The sequence below is a fragment of the Streptomyces sp. DT2A-34 genome (assembly GCF_030499515.1).
In the GTDB taxonomy this organism is placed as follows: Bacteria; Actinomycetota; Actinomycetes; order Streptomycetales; family Streptomycetaceae; genus Streptomyces.
Window position 1 is genome coordinate 61,528 of sequence record NZ_JASTWJ010000002.1, and the last position, 14,947, is coordinate 76,474.

Here is a 14,947-nt window from a genome sequence, read left to right on the forward strand (position 1 = left end):
CGGTGGAGCGGTTGATCAGCCCGCTTCTGCGTGTTCGGCACGGGCTCGGGTGCTGGCCAGGCGGTAGGAGTCGGTTCCGGTCTCGATGATGGTGCCGTTGAAGGTGAGCCGGTCGACGATGGCGGCGCAGAGACGGGGGTCGGTGAAGGTCTTCGTCCAGCCTCCGAACGACTCGTTTGAGGCGATGGCGACGCTGTTCTTCTCCTCCCGCTCGGTCAGAACCTGGAACAGCAGCTCGGCGCCGTGCCGGTCCAGTTCCATGTACCCGAGCTCGTCGATACACAAAAGGTCGACGCGGCCGTAGCGGGCGATGGTCTTGTTCAACTGCTTCTCGTCGGCGGCTTCAACCAGCTCGTTCACCAGCTTGGTGGCGAGCGTGTAGCGGACGCGGTAGCCCTTCATGGCGGCCTCGGTGCCCAGGGCGATGAGCATGTGGGACTTGCCGGTGCCGGAGTCGCCGATCAGGCAGAGCGGCTGTCCCTTCTTGATCCACTCGCAGCTGGCGAGGGTGTTGATGGTGGCCGCGTCGACGTTGGGGTTGGCGTCGAAGTCGAAGGCCCGTAGTGACTTCTCCCTCGGGAACCCGGCCGCCTTGATCCGCCGTTCCGAGCGTCGGCGGGCCCGGTCGTCGCACTCCGCCATCAGCAGCTCGGCGAGGAAGCCGCGGTAGGTCATCTGGTCCTTGGCGGCCCGGTCGGCGATGTCGGCGAACTCGTTGCGGATCGACGGCAGCCGCAGCAGACGGCAGGCGGTGTCGATGGCGGTGGTCGCGGCTTGCTCGGTCAGTCCTCGCTGGCGAGGCTGGGTCACTGTGCTTCTCCCTCTCGGTGGTCACCGCCGCTGGCGCGACGTCGGAGCAACTGGTCGTAGGGCGTCACCGAGGGCAGTGGCCTGGTGTCCGGCGGCAGGTGGTTCAGCTTCCACTCGTGCAGGAACGTCACGGTCGCCGGCGGCTGCCCGGTGGCCAGCGCAGACGAGATGGCTGGACTGGGTTCATCCTCGGTCTGGGCGGCTTTGCGGGCCTCCAGGGCGACCGCGTCCGCGGTCAGGGCCCCGGACCGCAACGCGGTCGCCAGACCGGCGACCAGGTACTCGTGTGGGATGTGCCGGGCCATCAGGAGCACCTCGATCAAGGCCCGGGTGCCCTCGGTGTCGCCGTGTGCCTTGACCGCTGCGGCCCACCAGGCGTCATGGACAGGGGTGAACTTGCCGGCGGAGCGGGCCTGCTCGAGTGCGGTCGCGCCGGGAAAGGCGCCTGGCTTGCGGATCAGGGCTTCGAGGTAGTGGTCCAGTTCCAGGCGGCAGCTGCCCTTGGCGATCAGCCGCTCATGGCGGGCCACTTCCACATTCTTGTCGTAAACCACCAGGTGAGAGGCGTGCAGCATCACCTTGACCCGCTTGCCGATCAGCCTCACCGGCACCGAGTAGCGGTTGGTGCGGACCGCGATCTGGCTGTAGCGGTCGACGCGAGGCGTGAACACCCGCCCGGTCTCAAAAGGTTCCTCGGGCAGGGGCATCAGCAGCGGCCGCTCGACCTCGAAGTACTCGTCGATCGTTCGCGGCCGGGACCCGATCCGGCGCCGGCCGTCGTGCTGGTCCCACTGCTCGACCAGCTCGTTCAGCTCCGACAACGAGGCGACCTCGGGAACCGGGGTGAAGTGGTTGCGCCGGAAATAGCCGATCTGCCCCTCGACCCCGCCCTTCTCGTGGGCGCCGTCGATGCCGGGCCGGCAGTAGAAGCTCTCGAGCCCGAAGTGCGACTTGAAGGCGATCCACCGGTCGGTCTCCACCCTCGCCCGGCTCAGCCCCAGCACGCGGGCGACCGCAGCCTTCAGGTTGTCGTAGCGGACCTTGCTCCGTGGGACACCGCCCAGCATCCGCAGGGCGTGCACGTGCCCTTCGAAGAAGGCTTCCTGGCCGCAGGAGGCGAAGACGCGGTGGACGGCCTTGCCCGAGTACGACAGACGGAAGGAGAACAGGTAGCAGGTGACCAGTTCGCCGGCGAGGCGCACGCTGACGTCGCCGAAGTCGACCTCGGCCTCCATGCCCGGCTGGTGGGTCTGGGGCACGAACGCTTCCAGCGGGGCCTTGCCCGACTCCACCAGGATCCGAGGCTTCCGGTCCGCGACATAGCGCCGCACCATCTGGTAGGACACGTCGGCGCCGTGCTCTTCGACCAGGCGGTGGAAGAGCCGCGTGACCGTGTGCCGCTGCTTGCGCGGCGCATCCAGGTCCGCCCGCAGGATCCCGTCGATCACCGCCTTGTACGGGTCCAGCGCGGTCGGGCGCGGCGGCAGCTTCTTCCGAGGCTCCGGCCAGACCGAGTCCACGGCCCTGCGGACCGTCCGCCACGACACGTTGTACTTGCGCTCGATCTCCCGCATCGTCATGCCGCCGCGGTGGTCGCGCCGGATCGCGGCGTACAGCTCGACCTTCGACATCTGCGGCATGACCAGGGCCTTTCACCAGGAACACCCCGATGCTCCCGTGGCAAGGACCCCAGTGCCGTCAAAACTCGTGAACATCACCCGACCGTGGATCTGGGTGCCTCCCAAACCCGTGAACAACTGACGACGCAACTCGTGAACAAAGCCATGCGTCGCTGATCCGGCGGGCCCCCGCCTTCTCGGGGTCGGGCAGGTCCAGCAGCGTGGCCCAGGCGCTATGCCGGATGGCCAACTGCCGGGCGGTGCCCTCCTTCTGCAGCCACAGGTAGCTCAAGTAGAGCTTGAGCCGAACCTGGCGCCCCGGCCACCGCGGGGGACCTCTCGGCCCGTAATCCTGAAGGCGCTCCGCGGCGGGTTCGCCCCCCGGTTGGTCGTTCCTCAGGCGGTGTCAGGCCCCACCGAACACCGTGAACGCCCAACCTGTGGCCTGGTGGACCGAGTCGGCGGGGAGGATGGCGCGGGCATCTCGTAGAGCCTCGGCGAGGGACGAGCCGGCAGCCAAGCCCTCGTGCAGGGCCAGCATCAGGGGCACTACCGCGGCGTCGTTGACCGGCGCGTTACTCGCCACCACCCCGGCCGTGCCCAGCGGCAGTAGCGCAGTGACCAGGCTGAGCAGTTCCTCGGCGCCGGCCGAGGCGAAGCGTGCGGTGTCGGAGCAGGAGAGGACGATGCGGTACGGGCTGCGGTCCAGGCGCTCGAAGTCGTGGAGGACGAGCGGCCCGTCGGCCATCCGCATCGAGGAGAACATCGGGCTGTCGGTGCGGAGGGTGCCGTGGGCGGCGATGTGGGCCAGCGCGGCCCCGTCGAGTTCCTCCAGCACGCGCGGCACGCGTGCGTCGGCCTGCTCCAGGACGACGGCACCGCCGTTTCGGCCGGCCAAGTGGGGCACCTCCGCGCCGCCGGTCGCCAGCCCTGGCCCACGGACCAGCACTTGGCGGCCGCCCGGCGGCGGCTCGGTCTCCCGCGCGCGCAGCCAGTTGCTCGCCGACGGCGACACGCTGAGGACCCGCTCCCGCAGCGACGGTAGCAGCGCCCACGGCACGCGGTGCAGCGGGAGTGGCGGTACGACCACGACGGGGCCGTCGCCTAGTTGCGCCGCGGCCGGGCCGAGCAGCAGTTCCTCGAGGCGCCGCCCTGCGGCCTCCACCACCGGCAGCCGTCCCTCCGCGCCCGGGTGGGCCAGCCGTCGCAGCCCGGCCTGGACGTGCTCGGCCTCGGTCTCCGCCTCGGCCAGCAGACCGGCCTCGAAGCGGCGCACCCGTCCCTGCCCGCAGAGGAGTAGCTGGACCCGTCCGTCGAGCACGAGGAATTGCATCAGGTGTGTTTTGTCGCCCAGTTCGGACAACAGCCTGGCGAGGGTGAAGCGCTGGCCGCCGCTGAGTGCGTGAGTCCGCAGCTCGCGGGTCCGGGAGCGGATCTCCCGCTCCAGGCGCCGCTGTTCGTGCTCCAGGGCCGGTACGGAACGGCCCTCCATGCGGGCGGACTCCGCGCGGGCTGCGATCTCCCGGAAGGAGGTCAGGTTGCGCTGCAGCTCCGGGTCGGCCGGTGGGCGGATCGGCGGCGCGGAGAGTACCGTTGCCCGCCAGCGCTCGCTCCAGACCAGCAGCCCGCGTGGTCTGCCGGACTCAAGGCTGGCCTGCTGAGCGAGCCTGGCCAGTTCCGCGCCTTGCGCGATAGCAGTGGCGCGCAGCTCCGAGGCACCGAGTACCGCCTGGTAGTCGTCGAGAGCGTCCATGCCGCGACGGCAGGCCTCTAGGACGCCCCGCCCGGAGCCTGCCGCCTGGGCCAGCAGTGCCTGCGCCGCCCAGCCCGTCATCCGCGCCAGCGGCGGCCCGTTGTGCCGGCTGCGGGCGGCGACGCCCAGATGCCGCTCCGCGTCCGCTGTCCAGCCGAGCCCGAGCGCGATCCGGCCCGCGAGCAGCGACGCCTCCGGCGCGGCCGGCGCGCCGAGGAAGGCCAGCCGGTCGGCGACCGCCGCCGCTTCGGCCACGAGCCGCCCCGAACTGCGGCCGGCAGCCGCGCGGGCGTCGATCAGGACCAGCCGGGCGTGCGCCTCCCACCAGGTGCGCCGCTGTCCCGCGAACAGCCGCACGGCCGTGTCAGCCCGTGCAACCGCGGTGTGCGGGTCGTGTGCGAGCCGTGCCGCGCGTGCGGCGGCGAGCAGCAGCTCGGCCTTGCGGGTGGAATGGCCGCCGATGCTGTCGAGCACGGCGATCGCCGCGTCCGCCTCGGCCAGCGCCTCCGGAGCCAGCCCGGCCGCCATCAGCACCTCGCAGCGACGGATGTTCAGCATGAACGTCGGCGTGCCGAGCTTGGCGTAGCGTTCTTCGGCTTCGTCGAGCAGGCGGAGCGCTGCAGGGATGTCACCCACCCTGAACGCCGCCAGGCCCCGGCTCTCCACCGCGTCCGCCTTGTCGTGCTCCTGGCCCGTGGCGTCCCACAGCGCCTCGGCAGCCGCGAAGTCGGCGTCCGCCCGGTCCACCGCGCCGAGCGCCAGATGCACGGTCGCGCGCAGCGTCAGCGCCCGCGCCGTCCAGATGACGTCGTCCACCTGCCGCAGCACCGGAATCGCCCGGCGCACGTCCTCCAGCGCCTCCGGGTGGTGGCCCAGGACCCAGTAGGCGTAGGCGCGCCGGAACAGCACCCGGGCGCGCGTGTGTCCGCTGCCGCGCTCGATCCCGCGCTCCAGCGCGGCCAGCCCCTGCTGTGTGCGCCCCTCATGCACCAGCGCCACACCGAGCGCCGCCAGGACGTCCGCCTCCCGGTCGGGTGAGTCGGCGCGTGCGGCGAGGTCGCGGGCACGCCGCAGATGGCTCAGGGCGAGCCGCATGTCGCCCCAGTCCCGCTGCCAGATGCCGATCACCTGGTGGGCCACGGAGGCGTCCAAGGGCGAGGGATCGGCGTCGAGCACCTCTTCCGCCCTCGCGAGGGCGTCGTGTGGTGCAGCGAACACCATCGGCAGCAGTTCGAGAACCGATTCGCTTCCCGCTGTCACTGGCTACCGCCTGTGGTGGCGCTTGAATGCGTGCGCGTGCCCGTAGGGCTCATCGTCCACTCCCGCCATCCTTCCCCAGTCGGCAGCCTCCCGCGGGCTTGCCGCCTTGGCCGTGCGCTGCTCCGGACACAGCGCCGGCCGCCTCCCTGCGCCAGGAGGGGTTGGAGGTCTCCAGTCATTGGCACGGTGCAGGGCCTCGCGGGTTGCCGAGCATGTCGCGGCCTGCATTCTGGCCGGTGAGGATGTCGAGTGTGAAGGCCGCTATGCCGTCTGCGGACGCTGCGAGGATCGCGCCGTCAGAACTCGCGGCCACGGCTGTGACGGCCGAGGGCAGATGGAACGCTGCGGTGCGTTTCCCGGTGGCCAGGTTCCACAGCACTGCGCGGCCTGATACGTGGCCGGTCACCGCATGGGGTTGCCCGGGCAGGTCGACCACTGCGAGGTCAGTGACGGCATCGCCCTGGTGATCGGTCAGCTCCCCTCTGCAGTGTCCGGTGACCAGGTCCCAGAGAAACACGGTGCCCCCTTCTCCGGCCGAGACGGCGTAGGGATGCCCGTCAAGATGGATGACCGCCGCCGCCTTAACCCAGCCTGCATGGCCGGTGAGGTCGTGGACCACGGTTCCGGAGCTTAAGTCCCATACCTGGATACGCCCGTTGTCGGCACCCGCGACGACGTAGGGGCGGCCGTGCATATGCGTCGCTGCTAGGGCATCGACCCATGCTCCATGGGCGACGAACTCCCCGGTCTGTGTGGCGGAAGCCAGGTCCCACACGCTGAAGCCGCCGTAGCCGCCGACGAGGAGGCGGCTACGGTTGGCGAGCTGTACAGCCGTCATGGAGGTTGCGGATCCGACGTGGCCAGGCATTTCGCCGACCAGTGCGCCGGTCAGTGGGTCCCATATCCGCATGCCGCCGTAGCCGCCCGTGACAATCTGGGGGACGCCCCCGGAGTCGACCAAGGTGAGGGCCTGAATCTCCGCCGCCATCTGCGCTTCGCCCGGATCTTCCGGGGAGGGGTCCAGGGCCTTTCCGCTGTGTGCGTCCCACACTTCGATGTAGCCCAGGTCGTTGCCGGTGACGGCGTAGGGGTGGCCCTGCGCCGTGTAGGTCGCCAGGGCGGTCGGAGGCGAGCTGGCAGGAGCCGCCCAGCGAACCGTCCAGTCCGTGGAGCGCTCGAGCGTCGTCTGCAGCGGTCCGTTCTTGCGGAATGCGGCACTCATTGCCAAGAGTTGGCGGCGGGCGTCGAGCGGCGTGGAGGTTCGCTCGGCGAAGGCGCCTTCGTAGGTTGCTGCGTTCGCCTCGGCTTGTGGTCGCAGGGCGCCCCTTGCCTGCGGCAGCAGTTCAAGGAGGACTGGCGGATCTGCGAAGACGAGGTAGTCGGCGTCTTCGAAGACCTGGTCCAGGTAGCCTGCGTCGGCGGCGTGCTGCGGCAGGTGGCGTTGCAGGTATGGCGCGGCAAGATGCCACAGCGCCTGTCCTTTCTCGTCGCGCGGCACTGAGGCGAAAAGGCCTCGGTAGAGCTGTTGGCGGTCTTCGTGGCTGGCGGACTCGCGCCACCAGTCGGCCACGCCCTGGTGGAAGAGGCGGTAGAGGGTGGTGCCGTCCTCGTCGACACTGCGGCTGAGGTAGAGGCGTGCCTCGTTGTCCAGGAGGTGGTACAGGGTCTTCAACGGCACCTTTTGGCCCTGGCCGGTGGGGTCGAAGGCCACGGCGTCGGCCAGTACGCGCTCGGGCATGCCCTGTCCCTGCGCAAAGGCTAGTGCAGTCAGCACGACCCGCAGGAGAGGCTGGTCACCGTGACGCTGGAGATCCATCTCCAGCAGGTCGGGCAGGTTACGTGGGACGGCGTGGCCAAGTCGCGCTGCTTCTTCGATGGCGGAGCTGTGCTCGGTGCTGGACAGCATGAAGTTCACGTAGAGGCCGGCGGTGAGGAACTCCCCCAGGCGTAGGTACTCCGGTACATCGGTCTCTTGCTCCTGGGGGTCGTCGGCCAGTCGTCTGGCGATGGCTTGCGCCAGAGCGTTGCGGGCCTGTCCCATGGGGCCGGTGGTGTAGGGGCCGGCTGCTGCCAGCAGGCGCTTCACGTAGACGAACAGGTCGTCGCGGAGTGCCTCCGGAACAGTGGCGTCGAGGTCGAGGCACTCGTGGCCGTTCCGTGGGGTGAGCAGGACGCTGACCCGGGTGTCCTTTCGTGTAGCGATCAGCAGCCGGATGAGCCCTTTGTACCTGCGGGCCAGGGGGTAGAGCAGCACCTGGGTGATCGATTCGGGCTCGTTCGACTCGTCGAGGGCGTCAATGATGATCGTGATGGGGCGTTCCGAGTGTTGTTGGCTTTCCTGCAGCAGCGTGAAAAGGGCGCCTGCCGAGTCGTGGCCGGGAACCGCCCCGGCCGGTGACGGTTCGGGCAGCAAGGCCAGGACGTGGCGTACCTGCTCGGACAGAGCCCGCACCATGTCGTTCAGCGCCATGTGACGAGCGTGAATGACGAGCAGCCGGTCGTTCGTCCCCGGAACCGTGTCGGCGAGGCCTCCCCAGAGCGGCTTGGTGTATTCACGCAGGCCCGGGTGTGCGGCGCAGACCAGCATGCCGAGCAGCGCCGATTTTCCGGCCCCCGGCTTGCCGGTGACGACGCACAGGGTTGGAGCGGCGTGCTCGTCGTCCAGCCAGCTCGAGAGCTGGCTCAGGTCTTCCCTGCGTCCGCTGAAGTACCCTTCGCGCCAGTCCCGCTGGACAGGCTGGGCACCGCCGGCGCGGCGCATGAAGTGCAGGGGGTCCACCGCCAGGTCGGCCAGGCGGGCGATTGCCGCGGGCAGGCGCTCCTCTGGGGCAGTCTCGGCAAAGCGCGGGTTGGGAAAGAACGGCAGGTTCGAGAGGTCGGCGTGGCTGGGGACCAGACTCGTCAGGACCTGCTGCGGCAGGCCCCTCTCCTTGGCCACGAGCTCGCGTACGGCGGCTTCGACTTCCTTCCAGAGGGCGTTCGCCGGGATGTACTGAACCGATGGATCAATCCGTAACTCGCCGCGGAGGTAGCGCTCGAGGACCTGGACCAGTGCTCGGCTGAGCCGGTAGCCGAATGCCTTGTCCCGATGTCCCGTTGCGGCGAGGACCCAAGCTCGACGCTCGGCAATGTCCATCCGTGCGTGCCATGCGGTGACAGCGGCCTCGCCGGCGTAGCAGACGTCCAGGACGAACAAGGTGACGGGGCGGTGGTCGTCGGGGTGATCCTCAATCCTCTCGATCCAGCCGCTGACAGGTCGCCGAAGGCGCATCGCGTCGTGGTCGAGGAGGTACAGCTTCTCGCTGCTGCCATCCGCCAGTTCGCCGTGCCCCACGACGTGCACAATCAAGACCGCTATGTCTGACGCGGTCACCAGGCTCTCAAGCGTCTCGTCGTAGTCGGTGTGCTCCGGCTGGGGCGGAAACTCCTCGTACCCGAACTCAGACAGAACCTGTGCGACGCACTGAGCCTGGTCAGGTGCGCTGTCCAGTGGGTCAAGGCCCAGTCTGGGGGACAGACCATCGGCGTCACGCGTGAGCGGGATTCCGAGGGACAGTACGACACGCCGTCTCGGAGCACCTTCGTGGCGCCCAGTAGGCGCCGCCCCGGCTGTCTCCCCCATCCGTGCGCCCAGTCCCCCCTGTCGCGGCCGGTTCCTGCCACCGACCCTAGACGCCGGGTTCGTTTCCGCATACGAGATCGCTCAAAGCCAGGCGTTGCAACGGGCGGACGGGTCCATCATGCACTTGACTCGCCCAGCATCGAGAGAGGCAGAAAGTGATGGAGGCTCAATCGCCCCTCACCGGCGACGCCGCGTCCGGCCTTACCGTCGTCGCCGTTCACGGAGTCGGGAACAGTTTCGGTGCAGACGTATCCAGCGGCATGAGGGAAGAGCTGAGAGCAGTGCGAGGGGCGGCCTGGACGCGTCACCTAGCGGATGGACTGGGCGTCGCTCCCGAGAACATCAACCTCGACTTCGCGTACTACGCCGACAAGCTCCTCCCCGGCGTCGCCGAGCAGGGAGCTGACCCTCTTGACGGCCTGAACGATCCGCTGGAGCAGGAGATGCTGACAGCATGGTCCGCGCAACTCGGCGTTCCCGCGGACGTCGTGCAGGGGCATCTCACGATCCCCTTGCGCCAGATCACCACCTGGGTGGCAACACGGTTCGACCTGGCCGAGGGCCCTCTCAGAGTCTTCATCCGCCTGCTGTTCCGCGAAGTAGCCGCCTATCTGCGGGCGCACGATTGCCCGAACCGTCTCGCAGCGCGCGAAGAGGTCGCCGCGCGTATCGCGCGGCAACAGCCGAGGGTCGTGATCGCGCACTCACTCGGCTCGGTCGTTGCCTACGAAGCGCTGCACGCCCATCCCGAACTGCAACCGGAACTGTTCCTCACACTGGGCTCGCCGCTGGCCCTCCCACAGGCCGTGTTCCACCGGCTGTGCCCCACCCCCCAGGGTGCAACACCGCACCTGAACGGCCAGCGCCCACCAGGCGTCGGCCGCTGGGTGAACGTCGCCGATCCCGGCGACCCTGTGGCTGTGCCCCCGCAGCTAAGCCGCTACTTCAAGGGGCTCTCCCTGGATCACACGGCCGCCATCGCACCCTTCGACTTCCACCAGGCCAAGAACTACCTCCGATCCGCCGCCACCGCGGCCACGATCGGCCCATACCTTGATCTGTGAGGCAGTCAGCCGCGGTGAACTCTGCCGAGCGGGGCGGAGCTGGTGACCGAGAAGCCGCTGGAACGGGCGGCACCGAACCGGGTCCGCCTGCTCTGGTGGGGCCTCGGGGGCGGGTATGTGCTGGTGCTCGCCCTGCTGCTGGTGAAGGCGCTAATACTAACCGGCGCCACCGGGGTGGTCCGGGGGGTCTTCTGGGCGGTGGCCCCCCTCCTGATCGCCGGCGGGGTGGAAGGCGTGCGGGCCGGGTGGCAGGTGTTCCGGGAGCCCTAGGCGGCTGGGAGGAGGCCTTGCGGTGGCCGTCGCCCTGGCAGGCTCGCTCTTGAGTCTGCTCAGCGCTCCCGGAGGTGGGGAAGCGGACCGCGGCCCGGTGGACACGCCGCGTGCCGCACCGCCATCGTCGGCTCACCATGTAGCTCCGACGCCAACCTACGACCCGGGTGTACCACAGCCCTCTCCGCGGCTTCCCCTCTACGTTCCGGCGGATACCCGTACGTCTGTGCTCACAGTGGCCTTCACGCGCGACACCGATGTGCTCACGCCCAGAGATCCCTCGGGCATGACACCGGTAGGCACGCTCCCCCGCCGCACCGCGGTTGGTGTCGAGTGTGCGACAGCTGACCGAGACGGCACCGAGTACCTGAAGATCGCCAACGAGCCCAGGAACTACTACGTCCCGGAGAACAAGTTCCGGATCACCATCGTGACCGTTGAGGGCCTTGACGACTGCTATCCGCACGTCGTCCCACCCAGCAAGTGACGCCCTGGGGAGGGGCGCAGAATGGTGCCCCTCTTCGTCATATCGGCCCGGACCCACGCTCCTTGTTGCACACCCAGTGCCGTCGCGCCGCGGCGACACGGTTGAGCGCCGGGGTTGGGCTGGATGGGGCAGGTCACTGGAACGGGTCTTGTCCCGTCCAAGGGCGTTCTTGGAGGCTCGTAAGACGCCCCCTGTGTTGAGGAGGATCCGTGCCGTCCGAAGCCGACATTCTGGCGCCGCCGCAACGGGTGGCTGAACGCGTGGCCCGCTGGGAGACATTCCTCGACGGGGTGGTGCCGGCGAAGAAAGACGGCGTCGGCGCCAACCTCCTGATCTCGACGTGGAACCTGCGCGCCTTCTCCGACCTGACCAAGGCCTGGACCACCCCGGACGGCGCCTCGCCGAAGCGGAACTTCACCGACGTCCACCTGATCGCGTCGGTGATCCGCCGCTTCGACGTGGTCGCGGTGCAGGAGACGCGCGGGAACCTGCGCGCCCTGCGCTACCTTCTCAAAGTCCTCGGAGACGACTGGGCGTTCATCCTCACCGACGTCACCCTCGGCAAGGAGGGCAACGGGGAGCGGCTGGCGTTCCTGTTCGACACCCGACGGGTGAAGCCGTCCGGCCTGGCCTGCGAGCTGGTCGTCCCGATCGAGCAGGACGCGGGCGTGAGCGCCGGGGAACTGGAGCGGCAGTTCGCCCGCACTCCGTACGCCGTCAGTTTCCTCTCCCAGGGCCAGACCTTCACCCTGGTCACCCTGCACGTCCTGTTCGGGGAGAGCGCCGCCGGCCGGGTCCCGGAACTGAAGGCCATCGCGAAGTGGCTGGCCACGTGGGCGGAGCGGGAGTTCGGCTGGGACCACAACCTCATCGCGCTGGGCGACTTCAACATCGACCGCGCCGGAGACCCGCTGTTCGAGGCATTCACCTCCACCGGCCTGGTCCCCGCACCCCAACTGACCGGACTGGCACGCACGATCTTCGACGACCCCGGCGCGGAGCACTTCTACGACCAGATCGCCTGGTTCACCAAGGGACAGAAACACCGCCCCGTGCTGACCCTGGAAGCCACCGTCGGCGGCCACATCAACTTCGTGCCCGACCTGAAGGGAGAACGCACCCTGACGGAGCTGTCCTGGCACATCTCCGACCACTACCCGCTCTGGGTGGAATTCGCGATCCCCGGACCGTGACTTGCCCAACGCCGCGTCGACTCGCCTTCCAGCACGTGGCACCGGGCACCGGCTTGAAGCGATCCGGGATCGGTGGAGTCGACGGACTGCCCCGAGTTAGGTGGAGTCGGTCGAGCATCAGAGTCCTTCAGGCAATTGGGCGGCCGCGCAGCTGGTCGACGGTCTTCGTCCGCGAGACGTGAGCGGAGGGTGTGCGGAGTCGGCGGGTGGGTGGGGTGGGCCGGAGCCGGCAGGCATGGAGAGCCTGGTCGATGTCGGCGTGTTCCCAGGGCGGGACGGACAGCGGGTTGGGGGCGTCAGGGTGGCCGCGCAGGGCTGCGAGTTGGCGGGCAGCGTCCATCAGCACCGTTGTCCAGGGGGGCAGTTCGGGCAGGCCATTGCTCGGCTGGGTGTGAAGGGCCTTGATCTGCTGACTGTTGTATCCGGTCAGCGCTGCCACTGCGACGCAGGCGGCGTGGACGGGGTGGGCGATGCGGGTGTGGATGCGGTCGGCGATCTGGACGGCGTGGGGGTGGACGTCGTCTTGGTGCGGTCCGGGCAGAGGCAGGGCCGGGATGGGGCCGGGAGGCAGGGACGAGGGAGTGAAGACGACGGCGGCGGGCTTCAGAGGCTGGGGTGGCATGCGGAACTGGAGGTCGTCCTCGCGCGGCAGGAAGGGTGCGCGGTGCTGCCACCACGGGTAGCCGGCGGGATGTCGCGGGTGGGGTGGGGGGCACCAGTGGGCGGCTGCGGCCTGTCGGTTGTCGAGGAGCCGGTGGTCGATGGTGTCCAGCAGGCTGAGGGTCGTCAGCGGGATGGGGCCGTTGCACAGCAGGGTCAGGCGGATGCCGGTTCGGGCGCTGAGTGCCAGTAGTTGCTCCCACTGTCCTGTGCTGAGCCGGTGGGCGCGGCAGATGGTCAGGTGGCTGATGCCCAGGGTGAGGATCCAGGCTGCGATGATGCGCCAGCTGCGGTTGGTGTTGGTGGCCCATGCGGGCAGGCCATGGTCTTTGTCGGGGAGGGGCAGGTGTTTGCCGAGGGCGCGGATCAGGTCGTGTGCCAGGTTGGGGCCGGTTCCGGCGAGCGGGGTGGGGTGGACGGTGATGCGTCCGTGGCGCGGCTGGTGGGCGGCGAACGCCAGACGCATGTAGTCCTGTTCGTCGCGCATGGTGACGACGAGGGTGACGAGGGGAAGCGGGGTGTTCTGGCGGGGCGGCCACGTCGGGCTCCACTCGCTGGCGTTGTTTGACCCGGCGGGTCCGGCCGCGTCGGGCGGGGGCAGGCGGGGGGTCATGACGTCTCCGGGCGTGGAGTGAGGTGGCGCAGGAGTGCGTCGGGGTCGGTGCGGGCGGGTCGGGTGGTGGTGCGGTGAGTGAGGGCTGCCCAGCGGCGGAAGTTGCCGTGGGCCCACATCTGGTCGAGGTGCAGGAGCAGGGCGGGGTCGGTGTTCTTCCAGTGCGGGTGGAAGGCAGGGATGACGGTGGTGATCTGGGTGGCATCGAGGGGATCGAGGTCGTGCCAGCGAGTCACGCGTGAGGCGAGCATGGCCGTGGTGCGCAGGGCGCGCAGGCGGTGGCTGCCGGCGGCCAGCACCATGGCGATGTGGGTGTGGGGGTCGTCGTAGAGGTAGCGGAGGTATTCCAGGCAGGAGGCGGAGAGTTGGTGGGCTTCGTCGATGGCCAGCAGCCGGGGCGGGTGGTGGAGGGCGTGGCGGATGAGGTCGTCGCTGGTGCCGGGGTCCTTGGGGGGCTGTCCGGGCAGGCCCAGGGCGTGGTGGAGGCTGTGGCGGAGGTCGCCTGGGCGGGCCTGGGGCTGGGGCAGGAGACGGATGGCGTGCCAGGCGGGGTGCTGGTCGAGCACCGTGTGCAGGGTGAATGTCTTGCCTGCCCCTGCGGGGGCGGCCAGGCACATCATGCCCTGCTCGGTGACGGTGGCCTCAAGGGCGGTGGCAGTGGCGGTGATCTGGGAGGTGTGGACGGTTCGGGCGCCGGTGAGGCCGAGGTGGTGGCGGGCGAAGCGGACGGTTCCGTGGGCGGTGGCGACCGGGGTGGTGCGGGTGGCCCGGCGGGAGAGGGCGGTGGTGTTCACCGGTCGTCGTCGCGGCGGACGGGTCGGGCGGGGCGGGATCGGCGGATGGCCCAGCGCGCGAGGGTCTCGTCGACTTCGCTCAGGCCGCGGCGCTTCATGCCCTCGAGCACATGGTGGGTGACCTTGGACCACATGCGGAAGGTGCCGCCGCCGGCTTCCAGGTCGATGAAGTTGATCAGCTCGGGTGAGACGTTGGCCCAGACGGGGTGGAACAGGGGGATGTTCTTGGCCACCTCCGCGGGCTCCATGGGGGTGAACTCCTGCCAGATATAGATCCGGGAGGCGAGAGCGGGCTCGTTGTAGAGGGTCTTGTAGCATTCCTCGCCGCCGACGAAGAGGACGGCAGGGCGGCTCTTTCCCTTGCCGGTGTCGTACAGGTGCCTGACGAACTCGAAGCATTCGCGGCTGAACTGCTGGGCTTCGTCGCAGACCAGGATGTAGGGGCGGCGGGCCAGGGCGCGCTTGAGGAGCCGGTCGAACTCGCTGGGGTGGGCGGGAGGCTTGCCTTCCAGGTGCAGGACGTCGAAGAGTTCCATGCGGATGTCGCGCGGGGTGGGGCGGGCCCTGAACTGCAGGAGCAGGACGAGGTCGGGGGCGACTTCCTTCAGTGCGGCCCGCACGGAGAAGGTCTTGCCCAGTCCGGCGTCGCCGTAGATGCAGGACATGGCGCGGGCGTCGATGGTGTCGGCGATGTTCTCGCCGGCCTCCAGGAGGGCTTCTGTGGCCACGATTCGGGCGTCGGGCAGGTCGAGGTAGAAGTCGGGTTCTTGGCAGCTGTCGTCGGCGGGGGTGGCGGTCATGG

The 14,947-nt window shown here is 69.3% G+C and carries 11 protein-coding genes; 4 read left to right on the plus strand and 7 right to left on the minus strand.

Features of this window, described 5'->3' with window-relative positions; all coding sequences use genetic code 11:
• Positions 1–15 precede the first annotated feature (15 nt).
• The 4 genes from istB to QQM39_RS45680 all read right to left on the minus strand — a co-directional run bounded on the left by istB (position 16) and on the right by QQM39_RS45680 (position 8,815).
• Entirely contained in the window at positions 16–810 is a 795-nt protein-coding gene (istB, locus tag QQM39_RS45665) for an IS21-like element helper ATPase IstB (protein WP_302004022.1), read from the minus strand.
• Positions 807–2,441: an IS21 family transposase gene (gene istA / locus QQM39_RS45670; RefSeq protein ID WP_302004088.1), complete on the minus strand. Its 1,635-nt coding sequence runs from the start codon at positions 2,439–2,441 to the stop codon at positions 807–809. Before istA ends, istB begins: the two co-directional genes overlap by 4 nt.
• Positions 2,442–2,835: 394 nt before the next feature.
• Positions 2,836–5,403, minus strand: a complete 2,568-nt coding sequence (locus QQM39_RS45675; RefSeq protein WP_302004089.1) for a CHAT domain-containing protein — start codon at positions 5,401–5,403, stop codon at positions 2,836–2,838.
• A 214-nt stretch (positions 5,404–5,617) separates the two neighbouring features.
• Complete coding sequence (locus QQM39_RS45680; RefSeq protein WP_302004024.1) at positions 5,618–8,815, minus strand: hypothetical protein; 3,198 nt, start codon at positions 8,813–8,815, stop codon at positions 5,618–5,620.
• Between the two features lie 407 nt (positions 8,816–9,222).
• On the opposite strand from QQM39_RS45680, the gene QQM39_RS45685 reads away from it, so the two are divergent.
• The 4 genes from QQM39_RS45685 to QQM39_RS45700 all read left to right on the plus strand — a co-directional run bounded on the left by QQM39_RS45685 (position 9,223) and on the right by QQM39_RS45700 (position 12,078).
• Positions 9,223–10,128 (plus strand): serine peptidase, encoded by a 906-nt coding sequence (locus QQM39_RS45685; protein ID WP_302004025.1) that lies wholly within the window; start codon positions 9,223–9,225, stop codon positions 10,126–10,128.
• A gap of 42 nt (positions 10,129–10,170) precedes the next feature.
• Positions 10,171–10,398 carry a hypothetical protein gene (locus QQM39_RS45690; RefSeq protein ID WP_302004026.1) on the plus strand — a complete coding sequence of 76 codons (228 nt, stop codon included), beginning with the start codon at positions 10,171–10,173 and terminating at the stop codon, positions 10,396–10,398.
• A 226-nt stretch (positions 10,399–10,624) separates the two neighbouring features.
• Entirely contained in the window at positions 10,625–10,885 is a 261-nt protein-coding gene (locus QQM39_RS45695; RefSeq protein ID WP_302004027.1) for a hypothetical protein, read from the plus strand.
• A gap of 209 nt (positions 10,886–11,094) precedes the next feature.
• A complete protein-coding gene (locus tag QQM39_RS45700; RefSeq protein ID WP_302004028.1) occupies positions 11,095–12,078 on the plus strand; it encodes an endonuclease/exonuclease/phosphatase family protein in 984 nt (327 codons plus the stop codon).
• A gap of 127 nt (positions 12,079–12,205) precedes the next feature.
• On the opposite strand, the gene QQM39_RS45705 is transcribed toward QQM39_RS45700, so the two are convergent.
• Genes QQM39_RS45705 through QQM39_RS45715 form a run of 3 tightly spaced genes read right to left on the minus strand, consistent with a single transcriptional unit; the run spans position 12,206 to position 14,945 of the window.
• A complete protein-coding gene (locus tag QQM39_RS45705) occupies positions 12,206–13,351 on the minus strand; it encodes a hypothetical protein (protein ID WP_302004029.1) in 1,146 nt (381 codons plus the stop codon).
• Complete coding sequence (locus QQM39_RS45710) at positions 13,348–14,145, minus strand: ATP-binding protein (RefSeq protein WP_302004030.1); 798 nt, start codon at positions 14,143–14,145, stop codon at positions 13,348–13,350. Before QQM39_RS45710 ends, QQM39_RS45705 begins: the two co-directional genes overlap by 4 nt.
• On the minus strand, positions 14,142–14,945 hold the full coding sequence (locus tag QQM39_RS45715) for an ATP-binding protein (protein ID WP_302004031.1): 804 nt from the start codon (positions 14,943–14,945) through the stop codon (positions 14,142–14,144). Before QQM39_RS45715 ends, QQM39_RS45710 begins: the two co-directional genes overlap by 4 nt.
• Between the last annotated feature and the right edge of the window lie 2 nt (positions 14,946–14,947).

Bases quoted from the DNA above. Each gene is read 5' to 3' on its own strand.
- istA (WP_302004088.1), bottom strand. From the start codon at position 2,441: ATGTCGAAGGTCGAGCTGTACGCCGCGATCCGGCGCGACCACCGCGGC.
- QQM39_RS45675 (WP_302004089.1), bottom strand. From the start codon at position 5,403: ATGGTGTTCGCTGCACCACACGACGCCCTCGCGAGGGCGGAAGAGGTG.
- QQM39_RS45685 (WP_302004025.1), top strand. From the start codon at position 9,223: ATGGAGGCTCAATCGCCCCTCACCGGCGACGCCGCGTCCGGCCTTACC.
- QQM39_RS45705 (WP_302004029.1), bottom strand. From the start codon at position 13,351: ATGACCCCCCGCCTGCCCCCGCCCGACGCGGCCGGACCCGCCGGGTCA.
- QQM39_RS45715 (WP_302004031.1), bottom strand. From the start codon at position 14,945: ATGACCGCCACCCCCGCCGACGACAGCTGCCAAGAACCCGACTTCTAC.